The organism is Phenylobacterium sp. (assembly GCF_030693625.1).
Lineage (GTDB): Bacteria > Pseudomonadota > Alphaproteobacteria > Caulobacterales > Caulobacteraceae > Phenylobacterium > Phenylobacterium ferrooxidans.
The window spans coordinates 71,389-89,196 of record NZ_JAUYAF010000066.1; the positions used below are offsets into that span (position 1 = coordinate 71,389).

General features: G+C 67.6%; 7 protein-coding genes and 3 pseudogenes. 2 read left to right on the plus strand and 8 right to left on the minus strand.

Annotated features, from left to right (window positions below; genetic code table 11):
• Window positions 1–12: 12 nt before the first annotated feature.
• Window positions 13–762, plus strand: a complete 750-nt coding sequence (locus Q8N10_RS15330) for a helix-turn-helix transcriptional regulator (protein ID WP_304781167.1) — start codon at window positions 13–15, stop codon at window positions 760–762.
• On the opposite strand, the gene Q8N10_RS15335 is transcribed toward Q8N10_RS15330, so the two are convergent.
• Window positions 701–2,425 carry a hypothetical protein gene (locus tag Q8N10_RS15335; protein ID WP_305663953.1) on the minus strand — a complete coding sequence of 575 codons (1,725 nt, stop codon included), beginning with the start codon at window positions 2,423–2,425 and terminating at the stop codon, window positions 701–703. The genes Q8N10_RS15330 and Q8N10_RS15335 overlap by 62 nt on opposite strands.
• Window positions 2,426–3,141: 716 nt before the next feature.
• Here Q8N10_RS15335 and Q8N10_RS15340 point away from each other — a divergent pair.
• A complete protein-coding gene (locus Q8N10_RS15340) occupies window positions 3,142–5,862 on the plus strand; it encodes a TonB-dependent receptor (protein ID WP_304781172.1) in 2,721 nt (906 codons plus the stop codon).
• A gap of 543 nt (window positions 5,863–6,405) precedes the next feature.
• Here Q8N10_RS15340 and Q8N10_RS15345 read toward each other — a convergent pair.
• From Q8N10_RS15345 to Q8N10_RS21065, 7 genes and pseudogenes are all read right to left on the minus strand, one after another.
• Window positions 6,406–8,307 (minus strand): annotated as a pseudogene (locus tag Q8N10_RS15345) (methyl-accepting chemotaxis protein); the annotation flags it as partial.
• Window positions 8,308–8,545: 238 nt separating this feature from the next.
• On the minus strand, window positions 8,546–11,893 hold the full coding sequence (locus Q8N10_RS15350; RefSeq protein ID WP_304781176.1) for a carboxyl transferase domain-containing protein: 3,348 nt from the start codon (window positions 11,891–11,893) through the stop codon (window positions 8,546–8,548).
• Window positions 11,894–12,053: 160 nt separating this feature from the next.
• Entirely contained in the window at window positions 12,054–13,301 is a 1,248-nt protein-coding gene (locus tag Q8N10_RS15355; protein ID WP_304781179.1) for a TetR/AcrR family transcriptional regulator, read from the minus strand.
• A 95-nt stretch (window positions 13,302–13,396) separates the two neighbouring features.
• Complete coding sequence (locus tag Q8N10_RS15360) at window positions 13,397–15,586, minus strand: xanthine dehydrogenase family protein molybdopterin-binding subunit (protein WP_304781181.1); 2,190 nt, start codon at window positions 15,584–15,586, stop codon at window positions 13,397–13,399.
• A gap of 1 nt (window position 15,587) precedes the next feature.
• Window positions 15,588–16,055, minus strand: coding sequence for a (2Fe-2S)-binding protein (locus Q8N10_RS15365; RefSeq protein WP_304781184.1), 468 nt, complete (start codon window positions 16,053–16,055; stop codon window positions 15,588–15,590).
• A 55-nt stretch (window positions 16,056–16,110) separates the two neighbouring features.
• Window positions 16,111–17,445 (minus strand): annotated as a pseudogene (locus Q8N10_RS15370) (CitMHS family transporter); the annotation flags it as partial.
• A pseudogene (locus Q8N10_RS21065) lies at window positions 17,442–17,522 on the minus strand (hypothetical protein); the annotation flags it as partial. The pseudogenes Q8N10_RS21065 and Q8N10_RS15370, both read right to left, overlap by 4 nt.
• Window positions 17,523–17,808 lie beyond the last annotated feature (286 nt).

The following is a 17,808-nucleotide window of genomic DNA, read 5'->3' on the forward strand; positions in this document are numbered from 1 at the left end:
TAGGCTGGGCCTATGAAACTCGGCCCCGACATCGCCCGGATCGGCGCCCTGCTGGGGGATCCGGCGCGGGCCAACATGTTGACAGCGCTGGTCGGCGGTCAGGCGCTGACGGCCGGCGAACTGGCCCGGGAGGCCGGTATCACGGCCTCGACGGCGAGTTCGCATCTGGGCAAGCTGACCGACGATGGCCTGTTGGTGAGGGTCAGACAGTCACGCAGTGTCTATTACGCCCTGGCCAGCGAGGAGGTGGCGGCCCTGCTGGAGACCCTGATGGGCCTGGCCACCCGGGCCGGCCACCTGCGCACGCGGCCCGGTCCCAAGGAGCCCGCCCTGCGCCGCGCCCGAGTCTGCTACGACCACCTGGCCGGTGAGCTGGCGGTGGCGATGCTGGACAATCTGCTGGCCCGTGGGGTGATCGAGGACCGGGGCGGCGCGCTCAGCCTGGGGCCTGACACCGGTTTCCTGTGCGCCTTCGGGGTCGAACCCGAAGGCCTCCCGCGCGGCCGCCGTCCGGTCTGCAAGGCCTGTCTCGACTGGAGCGAACGCCGCAGCCATCTGGCCGGCTCGCTGGGGGCGGCGATGTTGACCCGGATCTATGAGCTGGGTTGGGCGCGGCGCGGCAAGGGCACGCGGCTGGTGACCTTCAGCGCCCCCGGCCTGGCGGCGTTTGAGGCGGCCTTTGGTTCCGAGTGCGGGTCGGTCAGACCGGCGCGCCCGCCGTCGTCCGGGCCAGGACCCGCAGCGTCAAACCCGGCTGAATGACCGTCCAGCCGTCACCGACGACGCGATGGTCGCCCTGGACAATGACCGTCTGGTAGGGCGCGAACCGGGACGTATCCAAGACTTCGCCCGGGGACAGCATGACCATCCGAGCGCTCGCCTTGAGACGGAGCACGATGCAGCGCGACGCATTGATGTCGTTGTAGAACACCGCCGTGGGACCCGGCGACTCGCGTGCGATCAGCCGCGCGCCGCCGATCTCCAATCCCATCACCTCGCGGTCCGGCAAGATCGTCCGCACCCAGGCCTCATCGAAGGCCGATGAGAGGATGGCCAGGGCCGCGAACAGGCCAAGCCAGATCTTCTGGAGTTCCAGGCGGGTGAGGGTCAGGCCGGCGGCCATGAGGGAGGCCAGCACCGCCAGGGCGAACACCGGATAGGCGAAGTTATCCAGGGGCCACCGCGCGCGGTCAGGCCGGTAGAAGGCCGACATCGCCGTCGCGTCCCAGGGGAACAGCATCACGCCCCCCAGCAGGCAGGCGACAAGCCCGACAAGGCTGAGGGAGACGGCCACGGCGAGCCCAACCCGGGTCCGCCGACCGTCGAAGGCGCCCGGGCGAACCATCGCTGGCGCCGCCGTGAGCCAGAGGATCGGCACGAAGAACTCGAAATACCGGCCCCACAGCCGGTCGGTCTCGGTCGCCGCGAGGGTGCTGATCTTCATCGCGAAGATGGTGACCATCGCCACAGTGGCCAGCAGACCGATCAGGGTGAACAGGAAAACCAGGTCCGCGGGACCGGGGCGGAAGGTCTCGCGGTCCTCTCGCCATCGGCGATGGATGTCGATCAGGCCCAGCAGGATGGGAGGACCGGCCAGCAGGCCGCAGGCGCATACCATGCAGAACAGGGCCTTGGCGCCGCCCAGCGCCGTATGCGCGGTGATCGACGCCGAGAGGGCCTGGCTGTAGCCGGCGCCGACAAACAGCAGCGGGTTGTCGAGCGGCGGCCCGGCGACGACCTGAATGAGGCTGCCCAGGGCGAACGTCGCGACCCCATAGATCAACACCCGCAGGAGCAGGGTCGCGATCTTCTCGCGGGGCGAGAGCAGGAAATCCATCACCGCCAGGGCGATGAAGGAGGCCGCCATGGCCAGGCCATGGGGCTTGATCAGGATCAGGAGGGCGGTGAGCGCCCCCAGGACCAGGGCATGGACCAGGGGGCGCGCGCGGTAGAGGCGCGCCGTGACGAAGATCATCACCCCCAGCAGGCCGACGTACCAGCCCTCGGGCAGGGCCGTGAACACGAAGCGATGGTAGGGGAAGACCAGGACCAGCAGCAGAAGGTAGGGGCGTATCGACCCGGGAACCTCGGCGCGCACGGACCGGTAGACTGCCAGCAGGCCGGCGAAATAGGCCATGGCGCCCAGCACGCGCGCGGCTTCAAGGACGGAGGGCGTGAGTTCGCCCAGCCCCCGCAGGATCCAGAGGAACACCGTGTTGTCGACGCGCGGCACCTCGGGCGCATGACGTGCGATCATCTCGCCGCTCAGAAGCGCCCGGATGAGATAGGCGCCCTCATCGGTGGCGAACAACGGAAGGTCGAGAACAAGCCGTTGGGAATAGAGGCCCAGCAGGGCCGCGGCGACGGCCCACCCAAGGGAAAGGGCGCCAACCTCCCAGAGGCGGCTGCTGCGCGCGAGCGACATCAAGGGCCCGGCCTCGCGCGTGCCAGCATCACGCCGCTCGGCTCCCGGGCCGGACTGCGCCGACTGAGTCCCGTCCGTCGAGGGCGTCATGTCGAGGCGGTCCTTCAACGCGAAGCTTGGCGTTGGAAGGGGAAACACTCCGCCTGCGGGTGGGTTCCCGGGATAGCTACTGCAAATTGAGTTGGCAGCTTGCGGCCGCGAGCGGGCGCCGCGCGCCAGAATTACGGTGACCGTGCATATTAATTCGGTTGGGAACCAAGAACTGGCAGTTCAATTGGCGCACTGTCACCGAAATTCCGGGGCGGCGTTCGGGCCAGGACCGGCAATGTCAAACCCGGCTGAATGACCGTCCAGCATTCTCGACCGACCGCCAGACGTGACCGTCGGGGACAGGCTCGAGGTTAGATCCGGGGGCGGACATCTCGTCGGTGACCGCCGCGCGCCCTGTTCTCCAACAGCGAGTCTGGACCAGAATTCAACTAAGAAGGGTTAAAGCAGGCGAAAAACCCGGTTGACGGGTAACGCCTATGAGTATTTGGCGTTTCGCCTCATGGCGACATCAAGACCACGAAAAACGGCGATTGACAGATCCAAAGTTCAAGACGAACCATTAACCTAGGGGCGAGGCAAAGTCGCGATCCTCGGGCCTTCAACATTGCGACAATGTGGGGCGAAAAGCGGGGCGTCAGTTCTCGCTGCTCTGGGAGGACAAGAAAATGCCATCAATCCTGCGCTTGCGCAGCGCGCTCATCATGGGCGTTTCTGCCGCCGCCTTTGGCGCTCTTTCCGCACCTGCCATAGCGCAGGACACCGCCGGCAGCTCCAACATGATTGAGGAACTGGTCGTCACCGCCGAGAAGCGGGAACAAAGCCTGCAGGACGTCCCCATCGCGATCTCGGCCTTCACCAGCCAGCAGCGCGACAAGGTCGGCATCAGCACGGTGCAGGACCTGACCAATTTCACCCCGGGCTTTGTCTACCAATCTGCAAACGATCGCGCGAGCATGCGAGGCATAGGCCGCCTCACCAACGTCCACTCGGTCGACGGCGCTGTGTCGATCTACGTGGACGGCCTGTTTACAACCTCGACAGTGCTGGCCGGCGGCCCGCCTTTGGATGTGGAGCGGGTCGAGATTTTGCGCGGCCCTCAGGGCACCCTCTATGGCCGCAACGCGATCGGCGGCACCGTCAACGTCATCTCCGTGCGGCCGACTGAGGACTTCTACGCGGAGGTCCGGGGGATTGTGGAGAATTATGAATTCACAAACTTCCAGGCTGCGATTTCGGGTCCAATTGCGGATGGCCTGAGGTATCGGGTTTCAGGCTACAAGCTCGACCAGCGGGAAGGCTACTACGAGAACGTCAATGGCCGCCCTTCTGAAGGCAGCAAACGTGACGAGTATCAATACCAACTCCAGTTGGAAGCCGACCTCGGTGAGAACGCTGAACTCTGGGCCTCATACAAGACCCTGTCCTGGCACAACCGGGGCGGACCCGGCGCCCGCGCAGGCTTTCTCAACGGGCAATACGAGACAGGCCTCCTCGATCCCAACTTCCCGGTCGTTTACAATTCGGCCTTCGGCTACAGCAACGGAATCGTACCCGGCAGCCTTGTGCAGTTTAACGGCGGCGTCACGAAGACCAATCCAGCGCTGACTGACTCTCACAAGTTCAACACAAACCTCACCCAACGCGTACGCCTAAGCGATGTGAATTCATTCACAACGCAGTTCGTCTACCATGCACAGAATTTCGACATTAAGTATGTGGGCGGAATTCAGGAGTACAACTACGATCTCTACGGGGACACAGACGCCACCAACGTCCAGTCCTACCAAATCCCGCTGGCGGCCGGGTCGCTTTGCGGCAATGTCGCCGCGTTGTTCGCCGTCGGCGCCTCCACGGTCAATTGCTCACCGCTGACCGTCAACGCCAACAACGGCTATCACTACTTTGAGTACCCAAAGTGGTATAGCAACGAGATCAACATCTCCTCGACGACGGACGGACCGGTTCAGTGGATCGTGGGAGCGTTCGACTATCAGGAAAAATACACCGGCACGGGAAGCACCGCCGACTTCTTCCTTGTCGGGCCCAGCAACCTGAGAACGCCAGTGCTCGGCGCAGCGCAAAATCCAGACCAGTTCTGGTCGACCGGCACCTACGCCCTCACCACGCAGAGCCGGGCGCTTTTTGGGCAGGTTGACTGGGACGTCACCGACACCCTGAAGTTCACGGTGGGCCTCCGCTACACCAAGGACAAGAAGTTCGGGACCGAGAACCGCCGCATCGTCTGCAACTCCGATGCTTGCTATCCTGGGCTATACCCAGCCCTTGGGCTCAGCGGCTTTGGCCCGGGAACCGCAGCAAACTACGGGAGCCTGCTTGGCAACCTGGGGGCTCTTCCGGCTGTCGGGCAGGCGCTTGGTTTGGGCAACGCGTTGGCAGGCCTCGGTGGCCTAGGCAACGGCGCCTTTGACCTGACCGACACCCTTGCGACAAAGAGCACCGCGGGACTGATCAAGGGCGTCACCAGTCCCTCCGTGTGCACCGCCGGGGTCTGTCGGCAGTACACCATCAGCAGCGCGACGGGCATCGCCAGCCGCGCGTTGAGCGACACCTCTGACGCCACAACCGGGACTGCCGGCTTGCAGTGGCAACCGGACGACGACACGATGGCCTATGCTCGCTACAGCCGAGGCTATAAGGCCTTCGGCTTCTCCGCCGGCGGTTTCCTCGCCGTGCCCAAGGCCGATGCGGAGTTCGCAAATGCCTACGAGGTCGGGATCAAGAAGAACTTCCCGACTCTCCAACTGAACGCCGCCTTGTTCTACATTGATTATCGAGACCTTCAGGCGCCGGTCACGATCAGGGTTGGCCCAACCAACGTCGGCCAGTTCGTGAACATCGCCAAGTCGCGTTCCAGCGGGCTGGAGTTGAGCGCGATTTGGCAGCCAGCGCCGCCGATCCGCTTAACCTTCGATTACGGCTACAACCCTACCAAAATCCTGGAGAGCGTATCGCTCGTCGATGTCAACGATAACGTCACCACGACGGCCGTCAGTGTTAAAGGAAATAAGCTCCCGCAAGCGCCCGAGCATAAGGTTGCGTTCAACGGCGCCTATACCTTCGACACGGACGCAGGCGCCCTCACTCTAGGGGCGACCTACCTTTACCGGAGCGAATCCTACGCCAACGTCTTCACGCGCAGCTACAACATGGCGCCTTCCTGGGACCAGGTAGACCTTCGCGCGTTCTGGCAGCCGACCGGCGGCAAGTACACCGTCATAGCGTACGTCAAGAACGTCTTTGATACTGAAGGCTACGCGGCGGCGGTCGCCGGGTCCCAGCGCAATGCCCCGGCCACCGGGGCTGCCCAGAACCTGGAGATAACGCCGCCTCGGCTTTTGGGCATGGAGCTCCAGTACCGCTTCTAGCGAAGTAGCTGAGCGGAAGGGGCGGCGAAGGTCGTCGTCCCTTTCGAAGCCGGTCAATATTGAGACGACCTCTATCCGCAACTGGACGTGAAGATAAGCCAGCGGGTCTAGAGGACTTCGACGCTCGCCTGACCATTTGCTCGGCGACAGCCTCCCATAGCCGCCGCAACTGGCGCCCTCGGCTCTTTGCCGGGGGCGTTTCCTTAGGGACTTGGGCGGCCACGACGGTCATGCCAGCCGCTGGATTCGCCACAAACGTTGCAGGCGCGCCCGGCGCGGGGGCATGGATATGGCCAAGGCCCTGCATTGAGATCAAACGACGGGATATGCTCGCCTTGAGCAGTGTTTCACGGATCTCCAGGCGACCGGGACCGCTCAAGGCGACCTCTTCAAAGCACCTCCCCGCCCCTAGAGCATGATCGCTTGAGACGGAACCGCGCAGCGGTCCCGGCTCATGCGTGAATCATGCTCTCGCTTATATCTGGAGCCTGATCCACCGCATCGGCGGACTCGCGAAGCGATTCCACCTCAACGGATCAGGCTCTAGAACTCTTCCCAGCCTTCGCCCTGGGCCTGGGGTTCGAGCTTGCGGGCGGTGGCGGCGCCGCTGGGGGCCGGGATGCGGCGGGCCGGGGCGGTGGGGGTGCGGGCGTTGGGGCGCTGGGCGGCGGGGCGCAGGGCGACGCCGGCGGCGCCGACGTCGAACTTGTTGATCAGGGTCATGAGGGTGTCGGCCTCGTTGCGCAGGGAGTGGCCGGCGGCGGTGGACTGCTCGACCATGGCGGCGTTCTGCTGGGTCATCTGGTCCATCTGGGTGACGGCGGTGTTGACCTGATGCAGGCCGGTGGCCTGTTCCTGGGCGCTGGCGGCGATCTCCGAGACCACGCCGTTGATCTGCGAGATCTGGACGGCGATGCGCTCCAGGGCCTCGCCGGTCTGACCCACCAGGGATACACCCTCGTTGACCTGCGCCGTGGACGCGCTGATCAGGGCCTTGATCTCCTTGGCGGCTTCGGCGGAGCGCTGCGCCAGGGCGCGGACTTCCGAGGCGACGACCGCGAAGCCCTTGCCGGCGTCTCCGGCCCGGGCGGCTTCCACGCCGGCGTTCAGGGCCAGCAGGTTGGTCTGGAAGGCGATCTCGTCGATGACGCCGATGATCTGACTGATCTCCTGAGCCGAGGCCTCGATCTTGCCCATGGCCTCGACGGCCGAGCGCACCACCTGCGCCGAGTCGTCGGCGTCGGTGGTGGTCTTGGCCACCACGTCGCGGGCGTGGGCGGCGCCCTGGGCGGTGCGGGTGACAGTGGCGGTGATCTCCTCCAGAGCCGCGGCGGTCTCTTCCAGGCCGGCCGCCTGCTGCTCGGTGCGACGCGACAGGTCGTCGGAGGCCTGGGAGATCTCGTTGGCGCCGTTGCGGATGCCGCCGCTGGAGCTGGCGATGCCGGCCATGGCGTCCTGAAGCTGGGCCACGGCGGTGTTGAAGTCGGTCTGCAGGCGCTGGTACTCGGCCGCCACGCTCTCGCTGAGGCGGGCTGTGAGGTCGCCGCGGGCCAGGCGTTGCAGCTCACGGCCCATGGCCTCGACCACGGCCTTCTGAGCCAGGCCCGAGGCCTCGAAGGCGGCCTCCATCTCCTTGAGCTTGCGGTCCAGCTCCTGCTGGAAGTTGGCGGCCTCGGCGGCCAGCTTTTCACGCTCGATGCTGCCGGCCTTGAAGACCAGCATGGCGGCGGCCATCTCGCCGATCTCGTCGGCGCGGCCCACGGCCGGAACCTCGACGCTGTTGTCGCCCCCCGACAGGCGGCGCATGGCGCTGGTCATGGCCTGGAGCGGGCGCGACACGCCGCCGATGACGATCTTGAAGCCGAAGGCCAGGATGCCGGCGGCGGCCAGGCTCAGCGCGCCCATCACCAGGTGGAAGAGGTCCGACGCGCGGGCCGCGGCGGCCCCGTCGGCGCGGGCGGCGGAGATCTGCAGGTCGACCAGGGCGCTGACCTTGTCGGACACCGGCTCGATGGCGGGATACATCTCGGCGGCGGTGAAGGTATCCAGGCCGGCCTGGTCCTGGGCCGCCAGCAGGGTCTGGAGCTTGGTGACGGCGGTGTCGGCCCCGGTCATGGCCGAGGTGACGCCCTGGGCCAGGGTGGTCTCCTCCGGCGTCATCCTGGTCTGGGAATAGGCGCTCCAGGACTTGTGGAGCTCGGCGGTGGCGGTGTTGACCCTGGCCTGGCCGTCGGCCCAGGGGAGCTGGCCGGTGCGCACCTTCCAGGCGGTGTCGACGATGCTGACGGCGTACATGTCGCTGACCGTCTTCAGCTGCTCCATGGGGACCACGCGATCGGCGACGATGGTCTTGATCTTGGCGTTGGCGAAATCCAGGGCGAACCAGCCGCAGAGGCCGATGACCACAAGGGCCGCGCCCAGGGCGCCGATGGAAAAGGTCAGCTTGGCCTTGATCGTCTTCAGCATTGGCGGCTCTTGCGGTTGCCGCCGGCTCGGCGGGCGTGGGGAAAACCCAGGAAAAACAGGGTAAACGTTACGTAAACCGCCTAAGCTTCGCCGCTGAAAAATCGGTTAATACAGAACAATGTTCGCCGAGACTGCCTGCGGCGGATTGTCCGGGGGCGAGGAGGAAGCTGCGATGGCCACCCGGGGCGATCTCGCGCGCCTCGCTCTGGGACGGCGCCTACCAGGAGTCGATCCAGCGCAGCTTCTTTTCCGTGCGCACGGGGACCGGAGGCAGGGACTTCAGCCCCGACACAACCCAGCGCCGGGTGTCGGCCGGGTCGATGACGTCGTCGAGATCGGTCCCCGCCCCCCGCGCCAGAGCCTTGCCCGCCGCATAGGCCCGGGCCACCCGCTCGTCGAAGCTCTTCTTGCGCTCCACCGGGTCGGCGATGGCCGCCAGCTCGTTGCGGTAGCCGAGCTTGACCGAACCCTCCAGCCCCATGCCGCCGAACTCGCCCGTCGGCCAGGCGACGCAGAACATGGCGGCCTGATAGCTGCCGCCGGTCATGGCGATGGCGCCCAGGCCGTAGCTCTTGCGCAGGATCACCGAGAAGATCGGCACGGTGAGGTTGGCCCCAATCACAAACAGCCGCGAGCAGTGGCGGATCAGGCCGGTCTTCTCCGCCTCCGGTCCCACCATGTTGCCGGGCGTGTCCGACAGCGACAGCAGGGGTATGTCGAAGGCCTCGCACAGCTGCATGAAGCGAGCGGCCTTGTCCGAGGCGTCGGCGTCGATGGCCCCGCCGATATGGTGCGGATTGTTGGCGAACACGCCGACCGGTCGTCCCTCGATACGGACAAGGGCGGTGATCATGGCCAGGCCGAATTTGGGCCGCAGCTCCAGGACCGAACCCTCGTCGGCGATCAGCTCGATCACCTTGCGCACGTCATAGACCCGCAGCCGGTTCTCCGGGATCGAACGGCGCAGCAGCCGCTGGTCGGCGCAGGTCCAGTCCGCCACGGGACCCTGGAAATAGGAGATGTACTGCTTGGCCAGGCGCACGGCGTCGGCCTCATCTTCGGCCAGGACGTCGATGGTGCCATTGGCCTGCATGACCTTGAGCGGGCCGATCTCCTCAGGGCGGAAGACGCCCAGGCCGCCGCCCTCCACCATGGCCGGCCCGCCCATGCCCAGCGCCGAATCCTTGGTGGCGATGATCACGTCGCAGCAGCCGAGGATGGCGGCGTTGCCGGCGAAGCAGCGGCCGGAATTGATCCCCACCAGGGGCACGGCGCCTGATAGCCGGCCCCAGAACTCGAAGCCCCGGGTGAAGCCGCCGCCCTCGGTGTCGCCGGGCCGCCCGCCGCCGCCCTCGGTGAAGAACACGGTGGGCACCCGCCAGCGCAGGGCGATCTCGCTCATCCGGTCGAGCTTCTCGTGGTTGTGCGCGCCCTGGGTGCCGGCCAGCACCGTGTAGTCATAGGCCATGACCGCGACCCGGGCCCTGTCCTCCGAAAACCGGTCGCCGTTCACCTGGCCCAGCCCCATGACCATGCCGTCGGCCGGGGTGGTGGCGATCAGTTCGTCGAGGGTGTTGCGCCGCCTGCGCGCCGCGATGGTCAGGGCGCCGTATTCCGTGAAGGTGCCCGGATCGCAGAGGTCGTCGACGTTCTCCCGCGTGGTCCGCTGTCTGGTCTTCCGGCGCCGGGCCACCGCCTCGGGCCGCGCGGCGTCCAGGGTCAGCCGATGGCGCTCCAGCACCTCGGCCAGGTCGGGGCGGATGAAATCGAGATCGATCACCTCCTCGGCCTCGCCGGCGCCGCCTTCCACCTCGACCTCCTCGAGGAAGGCCAGGGGATGGTCCTCGAAGACGGTGTCGCCCTGCGCCACCGTGATCTCGCGCACCACGCCGGAGAAGGCGGCGGAGACCACATGCTCCATCTTCATGGCTTCCATGATGAACAGCGCCTGGCCCTCGCGGACCGTGTCGCCGACCGCGACGGTGAGCGCGATGACCGTGCCCTGCAGCGGCGCGCGCAGGGGCCTGGTCCCCTCCGGTCCCTCGGCCTCATCCTCTTCGGGATCGGCCGTGACCCGCTCGGCCTTGCCCAGCGCCAGGACCGCCAGGGGATCGACCGCGTCGATCTGCACCCCCGCGCGCTTGGCGACACCGCCGGCCGCGGGGGACTCAAAGTACAGCCTGGGGGCGTCGGCCGTGGCGGCCAGCTCGCCCATGGTCTCCTCGATGAAGCGGGTGTGGACCTCGCCCGCCGCCACCGCCGGATGGGCCAGCAGGCTTTGCAGGAAGCCGATATTGGTGGGGGCGCCCGCGATCTTGAATTCCGACAGCGCCCGGTGCGCCTTGGCCACGGCGACGGGCAGGCCGCCGGAGCCTGCGTGGACAATCAGCTTGGCCAGCAGGGAGTCGTAGCGGGCGCTGGTGCGGTAGCCGGCATAGCCGAAGCCGTCGACCCGGACCCCAGGCCCCGACGGGGGCTCGAAGGCCGAGAGCAGGCCGCCGCCCGGCCGCGCCGAGCCGTCCGCGCCCATGGTCTCCAGGTTCACGCGGGCCTGCACCGCCACGCCGCGCGGCGACGGGACCTCGTCCTGGGTGAGGTTGAGGTCCGCCAGGGAGCTACCCCGCGCCACCTCGATCTGCAGGCGCACCAGGTCCAGGCCCAGCACCTCCTCGGTGACGGTATGCTCCACCTGCAGGCGCGGATTGGCCTCGATGAACACCAGACGCCCGCCCGGCTCCACCAGGAACTCCACGGTCCCCAGGCTGCGATACCGGGCGGCCTGACCCAGGGCGACGGCGGCCTCGAACAGCCGCTCGCGGATCGCCATGGGCAGGGTCGAGGCCGGCGCGACCTCCACCACCTTCTGGCGTTGGCGCTGCAGGCTGCACTCGCGGTCCCAGAGATGAGAGACGCTGGTCCCGTCGCCGAGGATCTGCACCTCGATATGCCGGGCCCGGGGCAGGAACTGCTCGACATAGAGCGAGCCGTCGCCGAAGGCCGCCAGGGCCTCGGAGGCGCAGCGCTCGAAGGCCTGCTCCAGCTCGTCTGCCGACCGGGCCGGACGCATGCCCCGGCCTCCGCCGCCGGAGACCGCCTTGACCATCGCCGCCCCGCCGGCGCCCAGCCCCGCCAGGAAGGCCTGGGCCTGTTCCAGGGTCGTGGCGCCGTCGGTGCCCGGCAGGATCGGCACATTGCAGCGGGCGGCCAGCGCCCGGGCCTGCCCCTTGTCGCCGAACAGCTCCAGGGTTTCGGGGCTCGGCCCCACGAAGGTCACGCCCGCCTCGGCGCAGGCCCGGGCGAAGGCGGCGTTCTCGCTGAGGAAGCCGTAGCCCGGATGGACGGCGTCGGCGCCGACCTGCCTGGCGATCTCCAGGATCTGCGCGCCATCGAGATAGGCCGCGGGGCCCGAGCCCTTCAGCCCCATCGCCTCATCGGCCTTGCGGGTATGGAGGGATGAGGCGTCATCCTCGGCGAAGACCGCCACCGTGGCGATCCCCATCTCGGCGGCGGTGCGGGCGATACGCACGGCGATCTCGCCGCGGTTGGCGATCAGAAGCTTCTTCACGTCCCCTACCCTTTCGCGGCCGCCAGAGCGCGCCAGGGTTAAGTGGACCCCGGTTAACCCGTCCGGCGCGTTCTAACTTTATGTTTGAGAGCCTTTTTGAACGGATCAGATGATTCCATCTGATCCTAAAAGGCTCTCGGCCGTCTCATTGGTCTTGGTTTCAGCGCACCGGAGGCGACAACAGCCCTTCGAACAGCGGCCGCACATAGAGGTTCACCGCCTGGCCCGGCGTCACCGCCGCCGCCCAATGCCGCAGCTCGGCGGCCGCGTTGATCGCCGCGGTGATCACCTGGGCGCCGATATTGGTGTCGATGGGCCGAATGGAGCCGTCGGCGATTCCGTCGCTGATCAGCGAGGCGAAGCGGTCGGAGATGCGGTCGAACTTGGCCACCAGCTTGGGCTGGATGGATTCCGGCGCCGAGGTCAGGGCCGAGGTCCGCAGCAGGGGCGCATTGCCTGACATCTGGTACTCCACCAGGGCCGTGGCCACGGTGGCCAGGGTCTGGAGGCCATCGGTGGTGACGGCCTCGGCCTGGCGGATGGCCCGGCGCATCACCTCGATGGTGCGCTCGAAACAGGCCTCCACCAGTTCATCCTTGGTCTCGTTGTGGTGGTAGAAGGCGCCCTTGGTGACATTGAGCCGGGCCGAGATCTTCTCCACCGAGGCGCCGAGATAGCCCTCCTCGTTGATCAGCTCGGTGGCCGCCCGCAGGAAGAGCTCGCTGGAGATCTCTCCGCCCTCGGGCGGCTCGGGGATCAGGCCCGGCAGCGGCCTGGGATCCCACACGGCGCCGGCCGCGGCCAGGCCGTCGGCGGTGATCGACAGCAGGCGTTGCGTGACCCGGCCATAGTCCTCGGGATCGTGCCGGTGCAGCCAGACCGGCGCCCAGAAGATCTCCGACAGCAGCATGTGGGCGCGCGCGTTCAGCTCCAGGCGGGTCAGGCTGGCGGTTTCCGGACCGTCCAGCAGGCCCCGCGCGCGGCGGAACATCGCCACATAGGCGTCGTTCACCGGAGGGGAGTTCAGGGCGCGCACGTCGTTGAAGGTCGTGAGCGGCTCGACCTCGGCCAGGGCCATGCGACGGTGATAGTCGAGATAGGCGTCGAAGAACCGGGTCAGGCGGTCCCGCACATCGGTCCCGGCCTCCCCAGCGACCAGGAACTGGCTGAACCCCTCCACGCCCTTCAGGAAGCAGGCGGCCGCCAGCTCTTCCTTGTTCTTGAAGTAGTAGATCACCCCGGTGGGCACGAGGTTCAGGCTGGCCGCCACCTCGCCCAGCGTCATGCCGCGCACACCCTTGCGGTTCAGCACCTCGACGGCGGAGGCGACGATGGCGGTCTTGCGCTGTTCGAACCGGCGGGTCGGACCACGGGTCGTCTTCGCCGGCGGCTCAAGGATATCCGTCATGTCTCCACCCGCTACGCGCGGGCTGTCACCGCGTCTTCAAGTCCACCCTAGCCCGACGAAGGGCCTCGGCGGAAGACGCCGAGGCCCTTGAGCGGTCAGACGCTCTTCAACGCCTCGGTATTGATCGGCAGGCTGCGGATCCGCTTGCCGGTCGCCGCGAAGATCGCGTTGCACAGGGCCGGCGGCGCGGGCGGCAGGGCCGGTTCGCCCAGGCCGGTCGGGGGGTTGTCGGTGATCAGGAAGTGCACCTCCACCGGCGGCGCGTCGGCGATCCGCATCAGCGGATAGTCGCCGAAGTTGCCCTGCACCGCCGCGCCGTTCTCGATGGTGATCAGCTGGCCGAGCGCCGCCGACAGGCCGTCGAGCACCGAGCCCTGCACCTGGTTGATCCCGCCCGCCGGATTGATGATCTGGCGGCCCACGTCGGCGGCCACCCACACCTTGTCCACCTTCACCGCGCCATCGGCCGCGACCGTGGCCTGCACCACCTCGGCGAAATAGCCCATGTGGCTGAAGTGGAAGGCGATGCCCATGCCCGTGCCCTTGGGCAGCTTGGTCTTGCCCCAGCCGGCCTTCTCGGCGGCCAGCTTGACCACGCCGCGCATGCGGTCGGCGGCGTAGCCGCTCTGGCCCGGCGTCCCCACCATGGCCCCGTCCCCCAGCAGCTTCAGGCGGAAGGCCACCGGATCGGCGCCCGCCGCGTGGGCCAGCTCGTCGATGAAGGACTGCATGACGAAGGACAGCGCATTGCTGCCCGGCGCCCGCAGCGGACCGGTCGGCACCCCGGTGGGGATCAGCGACAGGTCGTAGCGGAAGTTGGGCACGAAGCGGGCCGGGAACTCGTTCTGCGACATGCCGGCGCTGGAGGCGAACTTGCCGTCGTTCCCGAAGCTGACGAAGTGGTCGCGCCAGGCGGTGACCGCCCCGCTCGCATCGACGCCGCCCGACAGGAAGTGGTAGCCCCCCGGACGGTAGAAGTCGTGCCGCAGGTCGTCCTCACGGCTCCACACCAGCTTGACCGGCGCGCCGGCCTGCTTGGCGATCCAGGCCGCCTCGACCATGTAGTCATTGGCCAGCCGGCGACCGAAGCCGCCGCCGCAGCGGGTCATGTGCAGGCTGATGGCGGCGGGGTCCATGCCCAGGGTCTTGGCCACCAGCTGGCGGCCCGGCTCCGGGTTCTGGGTCGGCGCCCAGATCTCCAGCTTGCCGTCCTTGAAGGCGGCGGTGCAGTTCATCGGCTCCAGGGCGGCGTGGGCGATGAAGGGATAGGAATAGGCCGCCTCCACCGTCTTGCTGGCCGCCTTCATCCCGGCCGCCACATCGCCGTCATTGCGCTCGGTGCGCAGGGGCGCGGCCTTGGAGAGCGCCAGCGCCTGGGCGTCGTAGTCGGTGGTGGACTGCTTGGAGGTGGGATGCTCAGCCCACTGGATGTTCAGCTTCTCGCGGGCCTTGTGGGCCTGCCACCAGCTGTCGGCCACCACCGCCACGCCGGGCAGCAGGCCGCTGAGCTCGGTTCCGCCCTCGACGATGAAGGCGTGACGCACACCCTTCACCGCCTTGGCGGCGGCCAGGTCGGCGCTGGCCACCTTGGCGCCGAACACCGGCGCCTTGTCGAAGGTGGCGTAGAGCATGCCGGGAACCACCACATCGATCCCGAACAGCGGCTTGCCGGTCACCAGGCCGGCGCTGTCCACCTGCGGCATGAAGCGGCCGAGGATCTTGTAGTCCTTGGCGTCCTTCAGCGGCACGGTCTTCAGGTCCGGAGCCGGCAGGGTCGCGGCCTTGGCGGCGAGCGAACCATAGGTCGCCTTCTTGCCAGAGGCCTTGTGATAGACGACGCCAAGCGCCGTGGTGCATTCGGCGACCGGCACGTTCCAGGTCTGGGCGGCGGCGGCCACGATCATGGCCCGGCCCGCGGCGCCGACCCGGCGCAGCTCGTCCCAGTGCAGGGGAGTGGCCATGCTGCCGCCGGCGAACTGGCGGCCATAGGTGGCGGGGTCGCCGTCGGCCTGCTTGGTGGTGACCTGGGCCCAGTCGACGTCGAACTCCTCGGCGATGATCATCGGCAGGGAGGTCTTGATGCCCTGGCCGATCTCCGGGTTCTTGGAGACGATGGTGACCTTGTTGTCGGGCGTCAGGCTGACATAGGCGTTGAGCTTGGCCTCAGCGGCCGGCGCGGCGTCGGTCTTGCCGGCCACGCTGAAGGACAGCATCAGCCCGCCGGCCAGGGCGCCGGTCTTGAGCAGGTCGCGGCGCGAGGCGCCCTCGGTGAAACCGTCGGCCATCTTAAGCCTCCACCTTCTGGCCGGAGGCCTGTTTGATCGCCGCGCGGATGCGGACATAGGTGGCGCAGCGGCAGATGTTGCCGCTCATCGCCGCGTCGATATCGGCGTCGGCCGGCTTGGGCGTGGCGTTCAGCAGGGCGGTGGCCGACATGATCTGGCCGGGCTGGCAGTAGCCGCACTGGGCGACGTCCAGCTCGGTCCAGGCGGCTTGGATCTTCTTGCCGTTGGCGGTGGCGCCGATCCCCTCGATCGTCACAACCTTGCCCGCGCCCACCGCCTCGATGGGCAGGGAGCAGGAGCGCACGGGCTGGCCGTCGACATGGACGGTGCAGGCGCCGCACTGGCCGACGCCGCAGCCGAACTTCGGCCCGAGGATCCCCAGCCCGTCGCGCAGCGCCCAGAGCAGGGGCGTGCCCTCCTCGACGTCCACGTTCTGGCTCTTGCCGTTGACGTTGATCTTGAAGACCATGGCGCCGTCCCTCCGAAATATCTTGTTGGGACAAGCCTAACCGCGACGCGACGCCTTAGCCAGTCAGGGGAATGATCCCGGTGAGGATTCCTGCGGTCAGCAGGACAAGGGACAGGGCCACGGCCCAGGCCAGGGTGAACCTCTGGTGCTGGGCCAGCTCCACCCGAACCAGGCCCACCAGCAGGTAGGTGGACGGCACCAGGGGCGAGAGCAGGTGAACCGCCTGGCCGGTGAGCGAGGCCCGCGCCATCTCCACCGGGCTGATCCCATAGGTCGCCGCGGCCTCCGTCAGGATCGGCAGGATGCCGAAATAGAAGGCGTCGTTGGAGATGAAGAAGGTGAAGGGCATGGACAGCAGGGCGGTGATCGGCGCCAGGTACGGACCCAGCACCGGCGGGATCAGGCCAGTGACGCTGCCCGCCATCGCCTGCGTCATCCCGGTGCCGTTGAGGATGCCCGTGAAGATGCCCGCCGCGAAGATCAGGGCGATCACCGGCAGGATGTTGGGGGCGTGGGCGGCGATCCGCGCCTTCTGGGCGGCCAGCGAGGGGTAGTTCACCACCAGGGCGATGGCCGCGGCGATCATGAACAGCACCGGCAGCGGCAGCACCCCCAGGATCAGGGCCGCCAGCAGGCCAAGCGTCAGGGCCAGGTTGACCAGGATCAGCTTCGGCCGCTCGGTGCGGTCGTTGTCGTCTGTCAGGTCGCGGACCAGCGCCTCATCGTCGGGCGCGCGCAGCTGGCCGGTGGAGGACAGGGCGCCCAGCCGCTTCCTCTCGCTCCGGCCAAGGATCCAGGCGACGAGCAGGATGAAGGCCATCCCCGCCAGCATGCTGGGGATCATCGGAACGAAGATGTCGGCGGCGTCCAGCTGCAGGGCGCTGGCCGCCCGCGCGGTGGGCCCGCCCCAGGGGGTGATGTTGGTCACCCCGCAGGCCAGCATCAGCAGGCAAGCCAGGATCAGGGGATTGAGCCCCATGCGGCGGTACAGCGGCAGCATGGCCGCGCAGCAGATCAGGTAGGTGGTGGACCCGTCGCCATCCATGGAGACCACCAGGGCCAGCACCGCCGACCCCACGACGATCCGCACGGGGTCCCCGCCGACCGCGCGGACGATCGCGGCCACCAGGGGATCAAACAGGCCCGCGTCGGTCATCAGGCCGAAGTACAGGATGGCGAAGGCCAGCATCACGCCGGTGGGCGCCAGAGCCTTCACGCCGTCGAGCATCATCGGACCCAGGTCGGAGCCATGCCCGGCCAGCAGGCCGAAGACGACGGGGGTCAGGATCAAGGCCACCAGGGCCGAGACGCGGCCTGTCATGATCAAGGTCATGAAGGTCGCCACCATGGCGAAGGCGAGCAGGGTCAACATGGGCGCCAACCTCGCCGAGAATCTGCTGGGGTGGAAGCGACTACGCGTCCTTCTCCCCTTGCGGGAGAAGGTGGCCCTGCGGAGCAGGGTCGGATGAGGGGTCGATAGACCTCTCAGGCAAAGTCACTCCGTCAACCCGGCCGCAGCGAAGCGGAGAGCCGGGACCCAGGAGTCCAGCCCAGTCACCTGGGTCCCGGGTCTCCCCTGCGGGTCGCCCGGGATGACGGTTATTGTTCCGAAAGCGGAGCGCGACCCCTTGTCTGTTGGGGTGGTGCTAGATTGTGGCTGTCTTCCGGGACGTCCGCCTGGCGTTGGCGCGCCAGGCGGACTGTCGGTGGAGGGACCGCTAACCCCTGAGCTATTGAGCTGAGGATGAGCAGG